Source organism: Flavobacterium branchiicola, from assembly GCF_018383905.1.
In the GTDB taxonomy this organism is placed as follows: Bacteria; Bacteroidota; Bacteroidia; order Flavobacteriales; family Flavobacteriaceae; genus Flavobacterium; species Flavobacterium branchiicola.
Window position 1 is genome coordinate 647,612 of the sequence record NZ_JAGYWA010000003.1, and the last position, 21,065, is coordinate 668,676.

Annotated in this window: 12 protein-coding genes; 8 read left to right on the forward strand and 4 right to left on the reverse strand. The window is 35.4% G+C overall.

Annotation, left to right across the window (positions count from 1 at the left end; translation table 11 throughout):
• Positions 1-198: 198 nt before the first annotated feature.
• Genes xylA through KHA98_RS09650 form a run of 3 tightly spaced genes read right to left on the reverse strand, consistent with a single transcriptional unit; the run spans position 199 to position 4,025 of the window.
• Entirely contained in the window at positions 199-1,524 is a 1,326-nt protein-coding gene (xylA, locus tag KHA98_RS09640; protein ID WP_213257618.1) for a xylose isomerase, read from the reverse strand.
• An 8-nt stretch (positions 1,525-1,532) separates the two neighbouring features.
• Entirely contained in the window at positions 1,533-3,014 is a 1,482-nt protein-coding gene (locus KHA98_RS09645) for a xylulokinase (protein ID WP_213257620.1), read from the reverse strand.
• Positions 3,015-3,017: 3 nt separating this feature from the next.
• Complete coding sequence (locus KHA98_RS09650) at positions 3,018-4,025, reverse strand: GntR family transcriptional regulator (RefSeq protein ID WP_213257622.1); 1,008 nt, start codon at positions 4,023-4,025, stop codon at positions 3,018-3,020.
• Between the two features lie 248 nt (positions 4,026-4,273).
• On the opposite strand from KHA98_RS09650, the gene KHA98_RS09655 reads away from it, so the two are divergent.
• Positions 4,274-5,443 carry a DUF4861 family protein gene (locus KHA98_RS09655; RefSeq protein ID WP_213257623.1) on the forward strand — a complete coding sequence of 390 codons (1,170 nt, stop codon included), beginning with the start codon at positions 4,274-4,276 and terminating at the stop codon, positions 5,441-5,443.
• A gap of 103 nt (positions 5,444-5,546) precedes the next feature.
• On the opposite strand, the gene KHA98_RS09660 is transcribed toward KHA98_RS09655, so the two are convergent.
• Positions 5,547-6,578, reverse strand: a complete 1,032-nt coding sequence (locus tag KHA98_RS09660) for a LacI family DNA-binding transcriptional regulator (protein ID WP_317192574.1) — start codon at positions 6,576-6,578, stop codon at positions 5,547-5,549.
• Between the two features lie 201 nt (positions 6,579-6,779).
• Between KHA98_RS09660 and KHA98_RS09665 the strand changes: the two genes are divergently transcribed.
• From KHA98_RS09665 to KHA98_RS09695, 7 genes are all read left to right on the forward strand, one after another.
• Entirely contained in the window at positions 6,780-7,232 is a 453-nt protein-coding gene (locus KHA98_RS09665) for a YhcH/YjgK/YiaL family protein (protein ID WP_213257625.1), read from the forward strand.
• 293 nt (positions 7,233-7,525) lie between these two features.
• Positions 7,526-8,338 carry an SDR family oxidoreductase gene (locus KHA98_RS09670; RefSeq protein WP_213257627.1) on the forward strand — a complete coding sequence of 271 codons (813 nt, stop codon included), beginning with the start codon at positions 7,526-7,528 and terminating at the stop codon, positions 8,336-8,338.
• A 62-nt stretch (positions 8,339-8,400) separates the two neighbouring features.
• Positions 8,401-9,585, forward strand: a complete 1,185-nt coding sequence (gene uxuA / locus KHA98_RS09675; RefSeq protein ID WP_213257628.1) for a mannonate dehydratase — start codon at positions 8,401-8,403, stop codon at positions 9,583-9,585.
• 670 nt (positions 9,586-10,255) lie between these two features.
• A complete protein-coding gene (locus KHA98_RS09680; protein ID WP_213257629.1) occupies positions 10,256-11,884 on the forward strand; it encodes a hypothetical protein in 1,629 nt (542 codons plus the stop codon).
• A gap of 239 nt (positions 11,885-12,123) precedes the next feature.
• The gene (locus KHA98_RS09685) at positions 12,124-16,215 is read left to right on the forward strand and encodes a two-component regulator propeller domain-containing protein (protein WP_213257630.1); all 4,092 of its coding nucleotides are present in this window, start codon (positions 12,124-12,126) and stop codon (positions 16,213-16,215) included.
• A gap of 214 nt (positions 16,216-16,429) precedes the next feature.
• On the forward strand, positions 16,430-19,432 hold the full coding sequence (locus KHA98_RS09690) for a SusC/RagA family TonB-linked outer membrane protein (RefSeq protein ID WP_213257631.1): 3,003 nt from the start codon (positions 16,430-16,432) through the stop codon (positions 19,430-19,432).
• A gap of 16 nt (positions 19,433-19,448) precedes the next feature.
• Positions 19,449-20,969 carry a RagB/SusD family nutrient uptake outer membrane protein gene (locus KHA98_RS09695; protein ID WP_213257632.1) on the forward strand — a complete coding sequence of 507 codons (1,521 nt, stop codon included), beginning with the start codon at positions 19,449-19,451 and terminating at the stop codon, positions 20,967-20,969.
• Positions 20,970-21,065 lie beyond the last annotated feature (96 nt).

Here is a 21,065-nt window from a genome sequence, read left to right on the forward strand (position 1 = left end):
CTGTAACAAATTACATTGGAATCTGTTAATTGGAAAATGGGGGAATTTGAGAATTAGATAATGTGACAATTAGATAATTTGTCAATTAGATAATGAATGTATATTGCGTATAAACTTTGTCAAAGTTTAAAACTTTGACAAAGTTGCTCAAACCTTTGTTCCTTTGCTCCTTAGAAGCTTAGAACCTTATTTAACCAATTAAATATATTGGTTGATGATGTTTTCAAACAATTCCTGTTTACCGCTTTGAAGATTTAATTCTCCATTTTCGTGCGCGATAGTATAAAGATCTTTAAGATTTAATTTTCCATCAGCAAAATCTTTTCCTTTTCCTGAATCGAATGAGCTGTATCTTTCTGTTCTTAATTTTTCATAAGGAGAAGAAGTGATGATTTTATCTGCTGTCAATAAAGCTCTTGCAAAAGTATCTGCTCCGCCAATGTGCGCTAAGAAAACATCTTCTAAATCGGTAGAATTTCTTCTGATTTTAGCATCAAAGTTAACTCCACCGCCTTGTAATCCGCCTGCTTTTAAGAAAACCAACATTGCTTCAGTTGTTTCCTGAATGTTGTTTGGAAACTGGTCTGTATCCCAACCATTTTGGTAATCTCCTCTGTTGGCATCGATGCTTCCTAACATTCCGGCTTTTGCAGCAACTTCCAATTCATGTTGGAAAGTATGTTGCGCCAAAGTAGCGTGATTTACCTCGATATTGATTTTGAAATCTTTATCTAAACCATAATTTTTTAAGAATCCAATTGCAGTTGCAGAGTCAAAATCGTATTGGTGTTTAGATGGTTCCATTGGTTTTGGCTCAATGAAGAAAGTTCCTTTAAAACCTTGCGCTCTTGCGTAATCTCTAGACATTGCCAGGAATTGCGCCATGTGGTCTAATTCTCTACCCATATCTGTGTTTAGTAAAGACATATATCCTTCTCTACCGCCCCAGAATACATAATTTTCTCCACCTAAAGCAATTGTAGCATCCAAAGCTAATTTTACTTGTCCTCCGGCTCTTGCCACCACATTAAAATCAGGATTTGTAGCCGCTCCATTCATGAATCTTGGGTTTGAGAAACAGTTTGAAGTCCCCCAAAGCAATTTAATTCCAGACTCCGCTTTTTTCTGTTTTAAGTAATCTGTAATGAATGCCAAACGTTTTTCTGATTCTGCGAAAGTTGCTCCTTCAGCAATCAAATCGTAATCGTGAAAACAGAAATAATCAAATCCCATTTTGCTGATAAATTCAAAAGCAGCATCTGCCTTATCTTTTGCAGCCTGATACGGATCTGATGCCAAATCCCAAGCGAAGTTTTGAGTTCCTGGTCCGAATGGATCGCTACCTTGTCCGCAGAAGGTATGCCAGTATGCAATTGCAAATTTAAAATGCTCACGCATTGTTTTTCCTGCTACGATTTGATCCGGATTATAATATTTAAATGCCAGTGGATTATCAGATTCCTTTCCTTCAAATTTAATCTGGCCTATACCTTTATAGTATTCTTTATCTCCTAAAATTATCATTTGGTTTTTTATTTAGTTGTTAATATTAATTCTAATTCTTGTTTCCATTTTTTATATGCCGTTTCGTATTCCTCTTTATTCTTTAGAGGTAAAAAGGTCATTACGTGATCGTTTGTTGTAATTCCTGAACCAAATTTCTCAAAGTCGCCATCTGTCAAGCCTACCGCTCTCGCCGCTCCTACTGCTCCGGTTGTATTGTAAATTTCTATTTCATGTCCTATTAAAGTTGCAACGGTATTAGAGAAAATCTCCGAACGGAATAAGTTATCATTTCCGGCTCTGATTACATTAATTGTTGCATTATCATCTTTCAAACATTCCATTCCGTACACAAAAGAAAATGCAATTGCTTCTAAAGAGGCTCTGAATAAATGCGCGTTGGTATGAATATTAAAATTCAGGTTTAAAATATGAGAACCAATGTTTTTATTATTGAACATTCTTTCAGCTCCATTTCCAAATGGAATTACAACCAATCCTTGCGAACCTACATTGATCTGAGATGCTTTTTCATTCATTTCTTCATACGACTCATTTCCGATAGTATTTCGCATCCATCGGTATTGTATTCCCGCTCCGTTTATATTCAGTAATTTTCCAACTCTCGGATTTGATTCCGTATAATTTACATGAACGAAGTTGTTTACACGAGTGCTTTTTCCAGAATTTGTTTCTGTCACGGCGTAGAAAACTCCTGACGTACCACCAGTTGCTGCCACTTCTCCCGGACGAAGCACATTTAAGGACAAAGCATTATTCGGCTGATCTCCTGCCCTGTACACAATCGGAATTCCTGCTGGAAGACCAGATTCTGCCGAAGCTTTTTCTGTTACAACTCCCTGATTGGTAAAATTTTCTACAATTTTTGGCGTCAACGACTGATCGATTCCGTAGTAATCCAAAAGCCAGTCTGCTACTTTATTTTCTTTATAATCCCAAAGCATTCCTTCAGACAAACCGTTTTTGGTAGTTGTTACTTCTCCGGTTAATTTCAAAGCAATATAATCTCCGGGAAGCATATATTTAGCAGTTTTATTATAAACTGCTGGTTCGTTTTCCTTCACCCATTTTAATTTCGAAGCGGTAAAATTTCCAGGCGAATTCAATAAATGAGACATGCATTTTTCTTCTCCAATTTCGGCGAAAGCCTTATTACCTATTTCAACCGCACGGCTGTCACACCAAATGATAGAATTTCGAAGCGCATTTCCAGCTTCATCAACAATTACCAATCCGTGCATTTGGTATGAAATACCAATTCCCTGAATTTTAGAAGCATCAATATTCGATTCTCGAATTGCTCTTTTGGTTGCGGTACAAATGTGCTGCCACCAAATTTCCGGATCCTGTTCTGCCCAATCCGGATGAATTGAAAGGATTTCCATTTCGTTCTGAGGCTCATTGAGAACAATGATTTTTTTGCCTGTTTCTGCTTCTACCAAGGCTGCCTTGACAGAAGAACTTCCAATATCATAACCGATATAATACATAACTTACAGTGATTCTCTTATTATTAAATTTGTCGGCACATAACACTGCGTTTCTTCGTCATGCGTAATAAATGCCGCTGCTTTGGTTCCTAATTCATTAAAATCAGTCGATACAACCGAAATTCCTTTGTATATAAATTTCTTCATCGGCGTTTCGTTATAAGACAAAAAACCAACGTCTTTTCCGGGTTCCAGATTCTTCTCTTTACATTGCTCTAAAAAGTGTCCCAAAATCCTGTCGCTTACACTTATATAGGCTACTTCTTTTTCTATATTGAACTTTTTGGCATCGGTAATAACATCAAACTTGAAATTAAAATCGGCACAAAATTTCTCAAAAAAGTCAACAGTTTCCTTTGGATGGTTGGTAAAATCCGGATATACAAATTGTAGTTTTTTATACTTTCTAAATAAATCAACTGCCTCAATCAACGAATTATAAAAGGCATTTCCGAAATCCTGAAAGACATAATTATTATTTGCATTGGCCTGAATATTCCAGTCGATCAAAAGCAATTTGTCATTTGAAATGGCAGATAAAGCTTCACCAATATCGTTATGATCAAAATTCATTACCACATATTTGTAATACTTTCCAACTCCGTTATTGATGATCGTTTTAAAAACATCAATATTATAATGATGAAACTGTACATCGGTAATTACATTATCCGGCAAATTATTGACAAACGAATGGTACAAAACTTCTTTATAAGCTTTGAAAGTGTCTAAAACCAAAAGTACTTTTCTGGTTTCGCCCGAAACATAATAGCCTTTATTCGGCACTGATTCAATTGAATTTTGGTCTTTTAATATCGAATACGCCTTAAAAACTGTATCTCTTGAGAGTTGATACGTTTTGCAGATTACATTTACAGAGGGCAGTAAATCTCCCTTTTGCAAAATATTTTCCGCAATGGCATTCGTGATTCCGTCAACCAATTGCTGGTATTTCGGAGTATCACTTTCATGATTGATAATAAACGTAAATTTTTCTTCTTCTTTTCGCATACCGTTCTGTTCCGTTCTGGTATGCTAAAGTATATAATTGTCTTTTATAAAAAAAATTCTTTTGCTAAAAATTTTGTGATCTTTAAATAAATAACATTTCCTGACTAATCATGGACTAAAAGCCTACCATTTCCTTGTATTATCATTTACTGTACAAAATCACTCCTATTTCGGACTTCTAATTCGCTTTCAATCACTAATTTTATCAGGTTCTATTAAATCAACTAAAAAACATAAACCTATAAATTGTGAAAAACCATTTCTTAATCATCGCAATTCTGACAAGCAATTTTGTCGTCTATTCTCAAAATAAAACAATCACAGTTTCCAATTCTCTGAAGATTGACAGGGAATTTGAAACTATCGAACTCACTAAAAAATCTCTGGGATTAGCTGCAGATTCCAAACTCGAAAATTATGTTGTAAAAGACTTAAACTCAAATTCTCTCTTAGAAACCCAAACTGTAGATAATGATGGAGACGGAACTGCTGATGTATTATTATTTCAGCCTAAAATAAAAGCTTCATCCAAACAGGATTTTGAAGTTTCTATTGGAACAAATCCTGATGCTTCAAAAGTGATTAATTGTTATTCTCGTTTTGTTCCGGAACGTACAGACGATTATGCGTGGGAAAACAATAAAGTGGCTTTTAGAACTTATGGTCCTGTGGCACAAAAAATGGTCGAAGATAATATTGCAGGCGGAACTTTAACCAGCGGAATCGATGCATGGCTTAAAAGAGTCGATTACCCGATCATTAATAAATGGTACGAAAAAGCTACTAACGGAACCGGAACATATCATAAAGATACGGGTGAAGGTCTGGATAATTTTCATGTTGGAGACAGCCGCGGCGTGGGCGGAATTGCAGTAAACGTTGACGGAAAGTATTATTTCTCTAAGAATTTCATTAGTTGGAAAACCATTACAACTGGACCAATCAGAACGAGTTTTATTATAACGTATGCCGATTGGGATGCGAAAGGAAATAAAATAACCGAATCAAAATTGATTAGTTTAGATTACGGAAGTCAGCTTTCTCGTTTTGAAATCAATATTACGGGAACAAAGACTATTGCGGCTGGCTTAACGCTTCACGATAAAAAAGGAACAACTGGAACGAACTTAAAAGAAGGCTGGTTAAGTTATTGGGAACCTATCGACGACTCAGAAATTGGAACGGGTTTGGTTGCTCCAAAAGGTACTTTATTGAGTTTTGATAATCATATCACAAACGAAAAAGATTTAAGTAATCTTTACGGAAATATCTCTGTTAAAAACAACAAAGCAATTTATTATGTTGGTTTTGGATGGAAAAAAGGAAGTCCGTTTCAAACCAAACAAGAATGGGAAAAATATTTGAGTTCTTTCTCAGAAAAAATAAATAATCCATTGGTTGTGAAGGTTAAGAGATAAGATTTGGATCACGGATTTTACGGATTAAACGGGTTTTCACAGGTTCGATTAAAAAAATCTGCGTTAATTCGTTTAATCCGTAAAATCCGTGGCTAAATTTATCTTACTTCCTCGCAGGAAAATAATTCTCTTTCAAAATAATCTCTAAAGGAATATAATGCATGCGTTCAACCTGATCCTGAAGAACTAGTTTTTTATACAAATAGTTAATTCCCATATAACCCTGATCTTCGGGTCTTTGATTGATTAAAAAATCAATTACGTCTTTATTAAGGTATTCGATGTTTTCCTTCAATAAATCGTATCCAATAATCCGAACGCCTTTTATATTATTTTTATCTAAAAATCGAGCGACAATATACGCTCTTGAATTGGGCACAAAAACACTGTTTATACCAGAAAACATTTCTAGACTTAACTGATCGATTTTGGAATCTTTTAAGGTAACTTCCGAAAAAGTAAAATTGGTCAGTTCATCATGATCCTCAAAATAAGAATAAAATCCTTTTATACGCTGGAGATATACCGAAGTGCTTTCGATTTCTCTGGTGATTTTAAAAACCAGAATCTGTCTTTCGTTTTTTACGGCAAAACTTATTAATCTTCCTGCCAAATAACCACTCTGAAAAGCATCCTGTCCCACATAAGCATGATTATTTTCTTCAGAAATATTAGAATCAATCATTACAATAGGAATATTTTTCTTTTGATATTCCTTCAAAAACTGAATCGAATCATCGTGAAAAATGGGCGCGAATAAAAGTCCGTCGCAATCAAACTTCATGATTTTTTTAATAGACTCCTTAAAAGATTCGACATTGTAATCGTAAAAGAAATAATCTAAAACAACTCCGAATTTACTAAACTCCAAAGCTGCTTTTTCGATTCCGTTCACCTGACTTTGCCAATATTCCAGCGTTTCAGATTTCGGTAAAAAAACAGCAAAACGGAATTTCTTATTTAATGCCAGATTACTTGCCAGTATATTTCGTTTATAACCAAACTCTTCGATTATGGCATTTACCTTATCTACTGTTTCCTGCGCCACCTGTCCGCGCTTGTGCATAATCCTGTCCACCGTACCCGGTGAAACATTGGCTAATTCGGCAATTTTTTTTATTGTTATGATATTGATTCCTTTTAAGTTAAAAAAATAAAAGCACTACGGTAAAATTAATTTATTTTATTAAAAATAAGTTGTTTTATAGCACATTTTACATACATTTGTAAAACACCGTGTGCGTACACGCAAAGTTATACAAAACAGAAAAAGAAAAATATTTTTTTAGAAATTTCTTTACTAACAGAATAAAAACCAAATAAAAAAAATTAAAAAATGATCATTGATTCAGTACAAAATGCCGCAAAATATTACAGCTTACATCCTAATTTCAAAAAAGCCTTTGATTATATAAATCAAACTGATATTGCCAATCTTGAAGAAGGTGCATTTGAAATTGCCGAAGGTTTAAAAGTAATTGTAATTATAGGCGAAGGTGCAACAAGAGAACAAAGCATAAAAGGTTTTGAATGTCATGATAAAAATATTGACATACAAGTTGTAATAAAAGGCCCTGAAACTTATGCATGGAAACCAAGAGAAAAATGCGTAAGTCCCAATGGAGATTACAGTGATGAAAGAGATGTTCGATTTTTTCATGACAAACCCGACATGTTTTTTGAGCTGCAGGAAAAACAGTTTACTATTTTATTTCCGGAAGATGTTCACGCCGCAATGATTGGCGACGGTCAATTAAAAAAAATAGTTATTAAGGTAAAAATAAATTGATATTCCAACTTTAGTATAAATTCCAAATTATGAAATTCCAAATTCCAATTATTACTATAGTTTAAATTCCAATTAATGAAATTCCAAATTCCAAATATTACTATACTATGTTTTTCAAAATGGAATTTGGAATTTGGGATTTAAAAATTTGGAATTTGGGATTTAAAAACATTTGAATTTGAACACTAATTCCAATTAAAAACTGAAAATATTAAAACTAAACTATAACTATACTTTACTTTTCAAATTGGAATTTGGAATTTGAAAGTATTGGAATTTGAAAATTAAAAAAAATGGATTCTACATTTAATCTAAAAGGAAAAATAGCTTTAATAACAGGTGGTGCCGGAGTTCTGGGAACCAACTTTGCAAACGTTTTGGCTAAACAAGGCGTTATCGTTGGAATCGTTTCTCAATCGCTGCAAAAAGCAGAAAATACAGTAAAAACCATTCAGGAAAACGGCGGTCAGGCATTTGCGGTTCAGGCTAATGTGCTGGAAAAAGAAGACCTAGAAAAAGCAAGAGATTTAATACTTGAAAAATACGGTCGTCTGGATATTCTGATCAATGCAGCAGGCGGAAATATGCCGGGCGCAACAATTGCCCCGGATCAGCAGATTTTTGACATGAAAACAGATGATCTTCAAAAAGTGATCGATTTAAATATTATCGGAACCATGCTTCCAACACAGGTTTTCTCTGAAATCTTTGCAAAACAGAAACAGGGAATTATTATCAATATTTCATCGGCTTCAGCACAAAGACCTTTAACACGAGTTGTGGGTTATTCAGCTTCAAAAGCAGCAATTGACAATTTCACACAATGGATGGCGGTTGAATTGGCTCAAAAATACGGCGAAGGAATTCGTGTAAATGCTATTTCTCCAGGCTTTTTCATTGGAGAGCAAAATCGTGCTTTATTACTGACTCCAGAAGGAAAATTAACGCCAAGAGGAGAAAAAATTATCGATCATACGCCAATGGGAAGATTTGGAACTCCAGAAGATATTGACGGCGCACTTTTATTTTTATGCAGCGACATGTCAAAATTCGTAACAGGAATCACATTAAAAGTTGATGGTGGTTTTGCTGCTACAAGTATTTAATATTTAGTTTCAATCTCTCCTGCAAGGTTTTCAAAACCTTGCAGGAAATAAAAAATATAAAAATGGAACAAACATTAAGATGGTTCGGACCAAATGATCCCGTTTCTTTACAAGATATTGCGCAAACCGGAGCAACCGGAATTGTTACCGCTTTGCATCATATTCCTAACGGGGAAGTTTGGAGTATTGATGAAATTATAAAGCGAAAAGTCGAAATTGAACACGAAGATGGTGATCCTAAAAAAGGTGCTTCGGGTTTAATATGGTCAGTTGTAGAAAGTGTTCCGGTTCACGAAGACATTAAAAAACAAACCGGAAAATACCTTGAGTATATTGAGAATTACAAAGAAAGCATACGAAATTTAGCTTTATGTGGTATTAACTGTATTTGCTATAATTTCATGCCGGTTCTGGACTGGTCAAGAACAGATTTGTCTTATACAGTTGAAGATGGTTCAAAAGCTTTACGTTTTGACATCAACGCTTTTGCTGCTTTTGAATTGTATATTCTAAAAAGACCAAACGCAGAAAATGAATATTCTGACGAGCAGAGACAAAAAGCAAAAAGCTATTTTGAAGCAATGTCTGCAGAAGATAAAGTAAAATTACAACAGAACATTCTGGCTGGACTTCCGGGTGCCGAAGAAGCATATTCTGTTGAAGAATTCCTGATCACATTAAGCGCTTACAATCATATTGACAGAGAGGCTTTAAAAAACAATTTATTCTATTTTTTACAGCAGATTATTCCGGTTGCAGAAAGTAAAGGTATATTAATGGCAATTCATCCAGACGATCCTCCTTACCCAATTTTAGGTTTACCAAGGGTCGTAAGTACCGAAGAAGATTTGGTAGAATTAATGAACGTTGCTCCTTCTAAATCAAACGGATTCACGATGTGTACAGGCTCATACGGCGTTCGTGCCGATAATGATTTACCGGGAATCGTAAGACGTCACGGCGATAAAATGAATTTTATTCATTTAAGAAGTACGCAACGAGACGAAGAAGGAAGTTTCTACGAAGCTAATCATCTTGAAGGCGACGTTGACATGTACGAAGTCGTAAAAGCGATTTTGGAAGTGGAGAAAAAAAACAACAGCCAGTTACCAATGCGCCCCGATCACGGACATCAAATGCTGGACGATTTAAAGAAAAAAACAAATCCGGGGTATTCTGCTATTGGCCGTTTAAGAGGTCTTGCAGAACTACGCGGACTTGAATTAGGAATTAAGCGTTCCTTATAGTAGGGTTTTGCCACTGAGTCGCAAAGTTTTTTTTGTTTCACGCAGATCTGGCAGATTGAGCAGATTTTAATGAGATTTAAATTTAATAAATCTGTGCAATCTGCTTAAATCATTTTAAATCTGCGTGAAATAAAATAAAACTTGTGTTTTTAATCTCGCTAAGACGCTAAGTTTTTTTTGTTTCACGCAGATCTGGCAGATTGAGCAGATTTTAATACGATTTAGATTAAATAAATCTGCACAATCTGCTTAAATCATTTTAAATCTGTGTGAAATAAAATAAAATTTGTGTTTTTAATCTCGCTAAGACGCAAAGTTTTTTTTGTTTCACGCAGATCTGGCAGATTGAGCAGATTTTAATGAGATTTAAATTTAATAAATCTGCACAATCTGCTTAAATCATTTTAAATCTGTGTGAAATAAAATAAAACTTGTGTTTTTAATCTCGCAAAGACGCAAAGTTTTTAAGACATAAAAGCAAACATAGCCCAAGGTTTCAACCTTGGGAAACGTATCGTGATTTACGTTGCGCTCCAATGGTTGAAACCATTGGGTATGACAAAAAAATCCGCTAAATCTGCGAGATCTGCGAGAGAAAAACCTTCGTTCCTTAGCGCCTTCGTGGCAAATCCCTATAAAAAAACTAACTAACCACAAAAACCACCAAACCATGATTCGCCAAATCCTTCTTATATCCTGCGGTCTTTTCATGAATACTTTACCGGCGCAGGAATTACCTAAAATTATCACTTCGAAAACCAATTATCTTCCCGATTTTAGCTACGCAGGCTATCATTTCGGCGAAAGCCAGATTCCTGAACCTAACGGAAAAATCATTAACGCGGTAGATTTTGGAGTAAAAGCCAATGACGAATTAGACGATTCAAAAGCACTTTTAAAAGCATTTAAAGCCGCTAATGCCGTTGAAGGAAATGTAATTCTGCAATTACCAGCGGGGAAAATTATTCTAAGTGATATTTTGTATATCGAAAGAAGCAATTTTGTTCTTCGCGGTGCCGGTTCTGCCGAAAACGGAACCGAAATCTATTGCCCAAGGCCGATGATGTATCTTAAAGATTCTGAAGTTTTGGCTGAACTTCGCGAATATCTCACCACTTTTGACAAAAGACAACGCGAACCCGAAAACAATATCGATCTTCCTTTTTCGCAATATGCATGGTCCGGAGGCTTTATCTGGACACAAGTTCCAGGTGAACGTGTGAAATCATATCTGGATAAATACGAACCCGAATCGAATCCGTTGGCGAAAGTTAGTTTGGGCAAAATGGGCGAACATACTATTACGGTTTCAGATGTAAAAGGTTTGAAAGTTGGTGATGTTGTCGAATTGCAATTGTTCAATAAAGATGGCGAAAACGGCGAAATCATCAAAGATTTATATCAGGGTGCAAAAGTAAAACCCGGTTCGCATCACTGGAAATTTCCGAAACTTCCAATTGTGAGACAGCAAGTCGAAATCATTAAAATTTCCGCTTCAAAAATCACTTTAAAAACGCCTTTAACTATTTCGATAAAACCAAGTTATCAGGCGCAATTGGTTGAATGGAAACATTTAAGTGAAGTTGGAATTGAGCATCTTCGTTTTACATTTCCCGATATTCCAAGAGTGGCACATCATGTTGAGCCGGGAAACAACGGAATCTTTCTGACGCGTCTTTTTAACAGTTGGGTAAAAGATGTCAAAATCACCAATGCCGATAGCGGAATTTTAGCCGAAGAAGTTGCAAACGTTACCATTCAGGATATTACAACCGATGGAACTCATTTTGCACATTACACGGTAACTTTAGGCGGCGTTCATAATATTTTGGTAAAGAACCTGAAGATTTACAATTCAGCCGTTCATCCGTTAAGTTTCAACACTTTTGCGACTAAAAACGTGTATCAAAATTGCGAAATTTTTACAGATCCGGTTTTAGACCAGCATTCGGGAGCGAATCACCAAAATTTATTTGATAATATTACGGTTCATTTAAAAGCCGATAAAAACAATAGTTACGCGATATTTGGCGGCGGCGGTGCCGATTACTGGAAACCTTCACACGGACCTTTCAGTACTTTTTGGAATCTGAACGTTCAAGTCGAAAATCCAGATGTTTCAAAACCAGTTTTATTGTACGGAATGAAAGATGGCGCTTTAGCAAGAATTATTGGTGTTCACGGAAATGCTAAATTTGAAATCAAATATGACATTGATCCTTATATTGAGTTTTTGAATAAATCAGTTGAGAAGATTCCTTCGTTGTATGATTATCAGCTAAAAAAGCGATTAAAATAATCTCACAAAGTCACTAAGACGCAAAGTTTTTTCTCATTTTTGTCATTTCGACGAAGGAGAAATCTCCGCGAGAAGCTCTACAAAGATTGGCTTATTGCAGCGGAGTTACTTGTGGAGATTTCTCCTTCGTCGAAATGACATACAGTACTTAACTATTTAAATGAACATATAAAACTTTGCGTCTTAGCGCCTTTGCGAGACAAAAAAACTTTGCAACTTTGAATCTAAAAACCCACACTATGAAATACACGAGCGTCTTTCTAGTTTTACTTTTTATTTCTGGGAATCTATTTTCCCAAAATAAATACCGTCTTAAAAATTTCTCTACGACCGACGGGCTTTCGCAGAGTTCTGTCATTGCTATTCATCAGGATAAATTAGGGCAAATGTGGTTTGGAACACGTGATGGTCTGAATAAATACGATGGAAGCCGATTTACGATTTTTAGAAATGATACCACCGATAAATATTCTATCAGCAACAATGATATTTTAGCCATTGAAGAAGACAGCTCTGGAAAAATCTGGGTGGGAACTTACAACGGATTGAACTGCTACGATCCGGTTACGAACCGTTTTACAAGATATCTCCATACCAAAGCCAATCATACTATTAGCAATAATGCGGTTTGGAGCATAAAAGAAATTGGTGACGAAATGTGGTTTGGAACTTCTAAAGGATTAACAATTTACAATAAAAAATCAGGATTGTTTACTTCGGTTTTTCATTCGGATGATGATCCTTCTACCCTTCCTAGCAACAATATTCTAAGCATTTTAAAAACCAAAAAAGGCGATATCTGGATTGGAACTACAAAAGGTTTATGCCAATTAACGAATCGAAAAAATGGGAAATTAATCTTTAAAAATTATCCCTTAAATAATGTCGATTTATTGACTGTTCAATCGGTTATTGAAGAAAAAGACGGTACTCTCTGGGTGGGCACAAAAAACAAAGGACTTTTAAAATTCGATCAAAAACAGAATGCATATGTTTCCTTTTTATCGAATGAAAAATACAATGAAATCAATACGGATATTCGATCTTTAGCAATTGACAATCAAGGTTCTTTATGGATTGGTGCTTACGACGGAATTTATATTCTGGGGCAAGATAAAAGTCTGCAAAAAATAAATAATAGCAATAACAGTAACGGAATCGACAAAGTAAAATCTCTTTTTATGGATAAAAAAGGTTCGATCTGGATTGGCTGTTATTACAAAGGCGTGAATCTTTGGGATGCTTCAAACGTTAATTTCTCCAACTACAATCAGAATTCAAAAAAGATTCCGATGAGTTTTGATGTGGTCAGTTCGATTATTGCCGATAAAAACCAAAACATTTATTTTGGAACTGAAGGCGGCGGAATCACTATTTACAATAAAAACACCGAAGCCGTAAGTTACATCAACAGTAAAACCGGACAAGCCAATAAAAATGATATTAAAGCAATGTGTCTTTCTGATGATCATATTTTATGGATTGGTACTTTTTCGAAAGGATTATCAGCTTATAATACTTTAACTAGAAGAATCGAGGACAACAGAATTGCCACGGATTTAGCCGCATCATTAAAAGAAAACGGCGTTTATTCGCTTAAAACGGAAGGTTCCATTTTATGGATTGGAACTTTTGGAAAAGGCTTAATTCGGTACAATACCACAAATAAGACTTCTGAAATTATCGGCAACGACAATACAAAACCCATTTTCCTAACCAATAATATTGTGCGAACGCTTTTGGTAGACAAACAAAATTCACTTTGGGTCGGCACTCAAAATGGCTTAAATCGTATACCGTTACGAGATTTTAATCCTAAAAAATATACTATACAGCATTTTTTCTATGATCACGCTGCTTTATCCGGTGATGATGTTCTGACCTTGTTTCAGGATTCTCAAAACAAAATCTGGGTGGGAACAAAAGCAAAAGGACTACATTATTTTGATGGAAAAAAATTCAGCCGTATCAATCTTAAAGTCGGAAATTCGGTCATTACTTCTATTCATTCGATTTTAGAAGATGATGATAAAAATCTTTGGATTAGTACTAATCAGGGAATTATAAAATACAGTACCGCTAAAAAATCAATACTTATTTACGATCAAAAAGATGGTTTGGCAAGTAATGAATTCAATGATAATTCGGCTTTAAAATTAAGTTCAAATCAATTTTATTTTGGAAGTCCGTCAGGTGCAACGTTTTTTGATGCAACCAAAATCTCTTTAAATAATTATGCTCCACAGGTTTTAATTACCGATTTGAAAATTAAAAACGAAACTGTAAATGCACATGATAAAGACGGCATTTTAGAACAGAGTATTGGTTTTACCAAAACAATTACTTTAGATTATGACAAGGCCAATTTCTCGATCAGTTTTGCAATTCCAAATTACATTCGATCCAAAAACAATCAATACAGTTATCGTTTAACAGGATTAGAAAATAACTGGACAACGACTAAAAACAGCGAAGCCAATTTTGCAATTCAAAATCCGGGAACGTATACTTTTGAAGTTCGGGGAGCCAATAATGACGGGGTTTGGAATCAGACTCCAACGACTTTGACTGTAATTGTAAATCCTGCTCCGTGGCGCAGTATTTGGGCGTTTTTATTGTATGGAATTATAATAGGTTTGGGGTTATATGGTTTGATTTGGATTATGAAATCGAAAGCCAGACTGAAACAAAAACTCGAACTGGAATATCTGGAAACACAGCGAATTGAAGAAAATAACAAACTGAAACTAGATTTCTTTACCAATATTTCGCATGAATTTAGAACGCCTTTAACTTTGATTTTAGGGCCATTGCAACAAATTCTGTCCGATTACAACGGAACAAACGAAATGTACAAAAAGCTTCTGGTTGTTGAAGGAAGTGCCAATCATTTGTTGAGTCTGATTAATCGTTTAATGGATTTCAGAAAACTCGAAAATCATCAGGTTACATTAGAATCTGCAAACGGAAACATTGTCAAATTCACTAAAGAAATCTTTTTATCCTTTATCGAATATGCCAAAGACGGCGGTTACGATTATACTTTTGAAACAGAAAATGAAGAAATTCTGGTTTATTTTGACCGATACAAACTCGAACGTGTTTTTTATAATTTGATTTCGAATGCTTTTAGATACACTCCAAAAGGTGGTTCCATTAAAGTTAAAATCAACCAAGATCAGCAAAATCTTTTTATTGCTGTTGAAGATTCGGGTGTTGGGATTTCTGAAGAGCATATCGATAAAATTTTTGATTTGTTTTTTGAAATCCCGATGCACAATCAGGTTCAGAAAAACTATAATAAAGGCACTGGAATCGGACTTTCGATAGTAAAAAACATTGTCGAATTGCATAAAGGAAAAATCGATGTTACCAACAAAACTACTGGCGGTGTTATTTTTAAAGTGACTTTACCGCTTGGACGCGAACATCTTTTACACACTGAGATTATTTCTGATTTTAAAATCAGTGATGATATCGAACAATACAATGCTCAATTGGAACCTTCAGAAATAATCGAAAATGATGATATCGAAGATTTAATTGTAAACGAAGAAAAACAAACAATTCTAATTGTTGAAGATCATAAAGTGCTGAGAAAGTTCATGAAAAATCTTCTCAAAAAAGACTACAACATTATCGAAGCTGAAAATGGTAAAATCGCTTTAGAAAAAGCTTTAAAATTTGTTCCGAATATGATTATTTCTGATGTCATAATGCCCGAAATGGTAGGAACTGAGCTTTGTTCTAAAATTAAAGAAAACATTAAAACCAGTCATATTCCGGTTATTTTACTGACTTCGAGATCTTCATTGGTTTACAAATTTGAAGGATTAGAAAGCGGTGCCGATGATTATATCAGTAAACCATTTAATTTAATGGAATTCAGGCTTCGTGTTAAAAACCTTCTGAACACGACCGAACGTTTAAAAATCAAGTTTTCAAGCGAAGACAGTTTTGTTCCGTCAGAAATCACCGTTTCTTCTCTCGATGAAGAACTATTGAAAAAGGCTTTTAAAATTGTTGAAGAAAACATTTCGAATGAACAATTTGATATTCCGTTTTTCTGTTCCGAATTAGGCGTAAGCCGAACCATGTTATTTTTAAAAATCAAAGCTTGGACGAATTGCACGCCAAATGAATTCATTCACGAAATCAGGTTAAAACGTGCGGCTCAATTATTAGAACAAAACAAATTAACCGTTTCTGAAATCAGTTATAAAGTAGGTTTCAACAATCCGAAATACTTTAGCAAATGCTTTCAGAAAAAGTATGGGGAAACGCCATCACAATACGCTGATAAATTTTACAAATCTTCGGTAGTATTTTAAACAATCCTTATTTTTAAAGACTTAAAAAAGGGTATCTGTATTTTTAGATACCCTTTTTTGTATTTCTATTTCTTTTTCGACGTATACATTTGCGATATGAAAAACAAAAAAATGAAATTCTTAGTGCTGCAAATTCTGTTTGTAATTGTCATTATCGGAATGAGTTTATTGCTTTTCTACTTTACTAACTATTAACCTTAAAACCAAAAAATGAATGTTTACAGACCAACAAAACAAATCGTTTAAATGGTGTTTACTGGTATCTTTTTTACTGGTAAATATCATGATGAATGCACAGGAACGAAAAGTTACCGGCAAGGTAACTTCGAGCGAAGATTTACTCGGGCTTCCTGGTGCCAATGTTTATATTAAAAATTCCTCTGTGGGAGCTTCTGCCGATATGGATGGAAATTACACCGTAATTGTTTCAGAAAAAAATGCCGTTTTAGTCTTCAATTTCGTCGGATTCCAAACTGTTGAAGTTCCTGTGGGAACTAAAAGTGTTATCAATGTAAGTTTAAAACCCGACACCAAAAATCTTGATGAAGTCGTAGTTGTAGGATATGGAACCCGAAAAAAGAGTGACATTACAGGATCTGTATCTTCTGTTACGGCAAAAGAGCTTACTGCTTATCCGCTTTTAAATGCAGAACAAGCTTTACAAGGTCGTGCAGCAGGGGTTTCGGTAATGACCAATAATGGTGGTGAACCGGGCGCTCCGGTTAAAATCAGGGTTCGTGGAGGAACTTCTATTAATGCCAGCGGTGATGCTCTTATTGTTGTGGATGGCTTTGCGGGCGTGTCGATGCCGGCACCTCAGGATATTGCTTCAATTGAGGTTTTAAAAGATGCTTCGGCAACGGCTATTTACGGATCAAGAGGTTCAAACGGGGTTATCATGGTAACAACAAAAAAAGGAAAACCTGGAAAACCGGTAATTGAATTCAGCAATTCGACTTCTGTACAATCGGTAAATAACAAATTGCATTTATTAAATGCAGATCAGTTTGCGGCATACCGAAAAAGTTTCACCACGCACACACAAGGTCCTGCAGATACAGACTGGCAGGATGTAATTTATCGTGACGGAATGATTTCGAATACACAATTGTCTTTTTCCGGCGGTTCAGAAAATGTGCGTTATTATTTATCAGGAACTTACTTCAATCAAAACGGAGTTGTAATTAATTCAGGAATTGACAAATACACGATTGTGGCCAATCTTGAGGCCGATTTAAGTGCTAAATTTAAAGTAGGTTTAAACACTTTTACAAGCAAGCAAAACAAAGAAGGAATCGTAAGCCAGACTAGTGCTGGAGGAACTGGTGCTGCAGGTGTAATTGCTTCTGCCTACCGTTTTATGCCAGATAAAGGAATTTATAATGCTGATGGAACGTATACTTCTACCGCACCAATTGGAGACGATATCGACAATCCGTATGCAACAGCAATGGAAAATATTCTTGAAACGGTTTCGATTGTAAACCGAAGTAATTTCTTTGCTCAGTATCAAATTACAAAAGATCTTGATTTTAAAACGACTTTAGGTTTAACCGATAATAATTCACAAACCGGAAGATATACACCTTCTACCTTAATTTCCGGAAAAAACATTAAAGGAGAAGCTTCTGTTAACAATACTAGATTTTCTTCTTTCCTTACAGAGAATTACTTGACTTTTAAGCGTGAAATTATCGACAAAGGAATTTTGACCGTGTTGGGTGGATATTCGTATCAGAAAAATAAAAACGAAAGTTCGTATGCTGCTTCAAGAGGTTTTTTGACCAATACCAATTCGTATCATAATTTAGGTGCCGGAACTGTATTTTTAAAACCGGATTCTAATTTATCCGAAACAGAATTAATTTCGGCTTTTGGAAGGTTGAATTTTGATTATGCCGATAAATATTTACTAACCTTTACAGCGAGACGTGACGGTTCTTCAAGTTTTAGTAAAAACTATAAATACGGAACTTTTCCTTCCGGAGCTATTGGATGGAATATTAGCAAGGAAAATTTCTTAAAGGATAACAAAACGGTTTCCAACTTAAAACTAAGAGCAAGTTACGGAGCAACAGGAAATCCGTCCATTGGCGCCTACTCTACTTTATCAAGATTCTCAGAAATTTATGATGTAAGTGGTGACGTGATTGTAAATGCGGTTCAATTGACTTCATTAGATAATCCGAACTTAAAATGGGAAACCTCTTATCAGCAGGATTACGGAATTGATCTGGGTTTATTTGATAACAGAATCAGTCTTACAGCCGATTATTATAAAACAATTACCAAAGATTTATTGTTCAACAGACCGCTTCCGGGCGTTTCGGGAATTGCATCACAGCTTCAGAATGTGGGCGAATTAGAAAATAAAGGTTGGGAATTGGGAATAAATACTAAAAACTTTATCGGTGCCGAATTTACCTGGTCAACCAATTTTAATATTTCTTCAAACAAAAACAAAGTACTAAAACTGGCAGATAATAAAGACCTTTTAATCAATTCTGCTCCGGGTCACTTTTTGGCAACAGAGTCTCAGATTTTGAGAGTTGGACAACCCGTTGGTTCTTTCTTCGGATTTATTTATGATGGTGTAATTCAACAAGGAGAAACCGTTTTACCGGGGAATTTTGAAACTACTCCGGGTGGAGAAAAATTCAGAGATTACAATGGCGACGGAAAATTAGATTCTCAGGATAAAACGATTATCGGGAATCCAAATCCTGATTTCATCTTCGGATTCAATAATGATTTCACTTATAAAAATCTGGATTTGAATATCTTCTTTCAAGGTTCACAAGGAGGTCAAATCTTAAACTATACTTTGATGGAATTGGCTTCCGGAAATAACAATGCTACAACTGAAGTTTTAGATGCCTGGACACCAACAAATACAGATACTAATGTTCCTGCAAATGCTGCAAGAACAAAAAGAATTACATCACGATTTGTTTATGATGGAAGTTACATTCGTTTGAAAAACATTTCTATCGGATATAGTCTGGATGAAAAAATTGTTTCGAAAATGGGATTGAGCAAAGTTCGTTTTTATATCAGCGGGCAAAACCTTTGGACGATTACCGATTATCCGGGTTCAGATCCTGAAACCAATTATTTAAACGACACTAACTCCAGAAGTAATACCAATTTAGGATTGGATTATGGAGGATATCCAAATGTGAGAACATTTACAATGGGATTCAATATCAAATTTTAGTCTAATTACAACTATCATGAAAAAATATATAGCTTTTCTTTTCTTCGGAACACTTGCCTTTTTTAGCTGTTCTGATCTGGAAGAACATCCGGTGGGAATTATTCGTCCAGACAACTTTTTTAATAATACTGATGATTTACAAGCTGCTGTAAACGGCGCTTTTGCCAACATCGCCCATAATAATTACTGGGGAAGAGAATTTACAATTGCCTTAATGCTTCGCGACGATATGTCTGATATTGGCGACAGAACAACGCAGGCAGCCCGTATCGATGTAAACGATATGAGTATGAACGATACCAATGCGCTTGTAGCCAACTTTTGGCCGCAATCGTATGTGATTATTACGGCAGCAAATCAGGCAATTGAAGGTGCTAAAAAAACACCGGGAGATCCTGCAAAAGTCAATGCAATTGTGGCTCAGGCTTATTTTGCGAGAGCTTTTACTTACTATCATTTAGTGCGCCTTTTTGGCGATATTCCTTATATTGATTTTGTCGTAAATGATGTCAATCAGGTTAATTCGATAACTAAAACCAAAGAAGCTGACGTTTATCCAAAAATCATTGCCGATCTGGAATTTGCAAAACAATGGCTGGATGATAAACCAAAAGTAAAAGCCGTTCCCGGAAAAGGTACTGCAGCAGGATATTTAGCTTCTGTTTATTTAACATTAGGGCAATATCAAAAAGCGTATAATGAAGCAAAATATGTTATTACAAATGAAGCCAAATTTGGTTTAGGTCTTGATGCCGATTTTCAGGATTTGTTTAATGCTAATAAAACGGCTTCATTAAAAGAACCTCTTTTTACTATTGACTTTAACAACTTAACCTCTGGAAATTACGGTCAGGATTATACAGCGTTTTTTACAGGATCGTTAAAAGATGACAGTTACAGTTACGGACAAGGATTTTCGGTTGCTGTTCCTTCCTTAAAAGTATTCAACACTTGGGATCAGAGAGATTACAGAAGAGCCGTAAGTTTTGATACTATTATCAGAAAGAAAACCGGTCCAGGTGGAGCTTTGCAGGTTTATCCTTCAAGCGATAACGAGAAAGCGCCACGTCCGCATATTGCGAAATATTTCCGTTTTCCGGGAAAAGCTGGTGCTAATGGAAGAACTTCGCAACACAATTACATTACCATGCGTTTTGCTGAAGTTTTATTAACCGCTGCCGAAGCTTTAAACGAAATCACTCCGGGAACTACAGAAGCCGATGGTTATGTAAACCGTGTTCGTGCAAGAGCGAGAAACAAAGCAGGAAAATTGGTTTCTTTTCCGGCAAATGTGACTCCGGGGCTTTCTCAGGCCGATTTTAGAAAAATGGTTATTGACGAAAGAAGATTAGAACTGGCTTTTGAATATATCAGATGGTACGATATTAAAAGGCTTAAAAATGGTCCGGAAGTTTTTGGTCCAAATGGCTTAGAACCGCATGCTAATTTTGATCCTAACAAAGATTATTTATGGCCGTTGCCGGGAACCGAATTGGCTATTAATCCGAATTTAAAACCAAATAATCCGGGTTATTAATTGAACGCGGATGACACGGATTTGAACGGATTTGAACGGATTTTTTTTCCCGTTTCGCATAATTGGTTTCACGCAGATTTAAAAAGATTTTAGCAG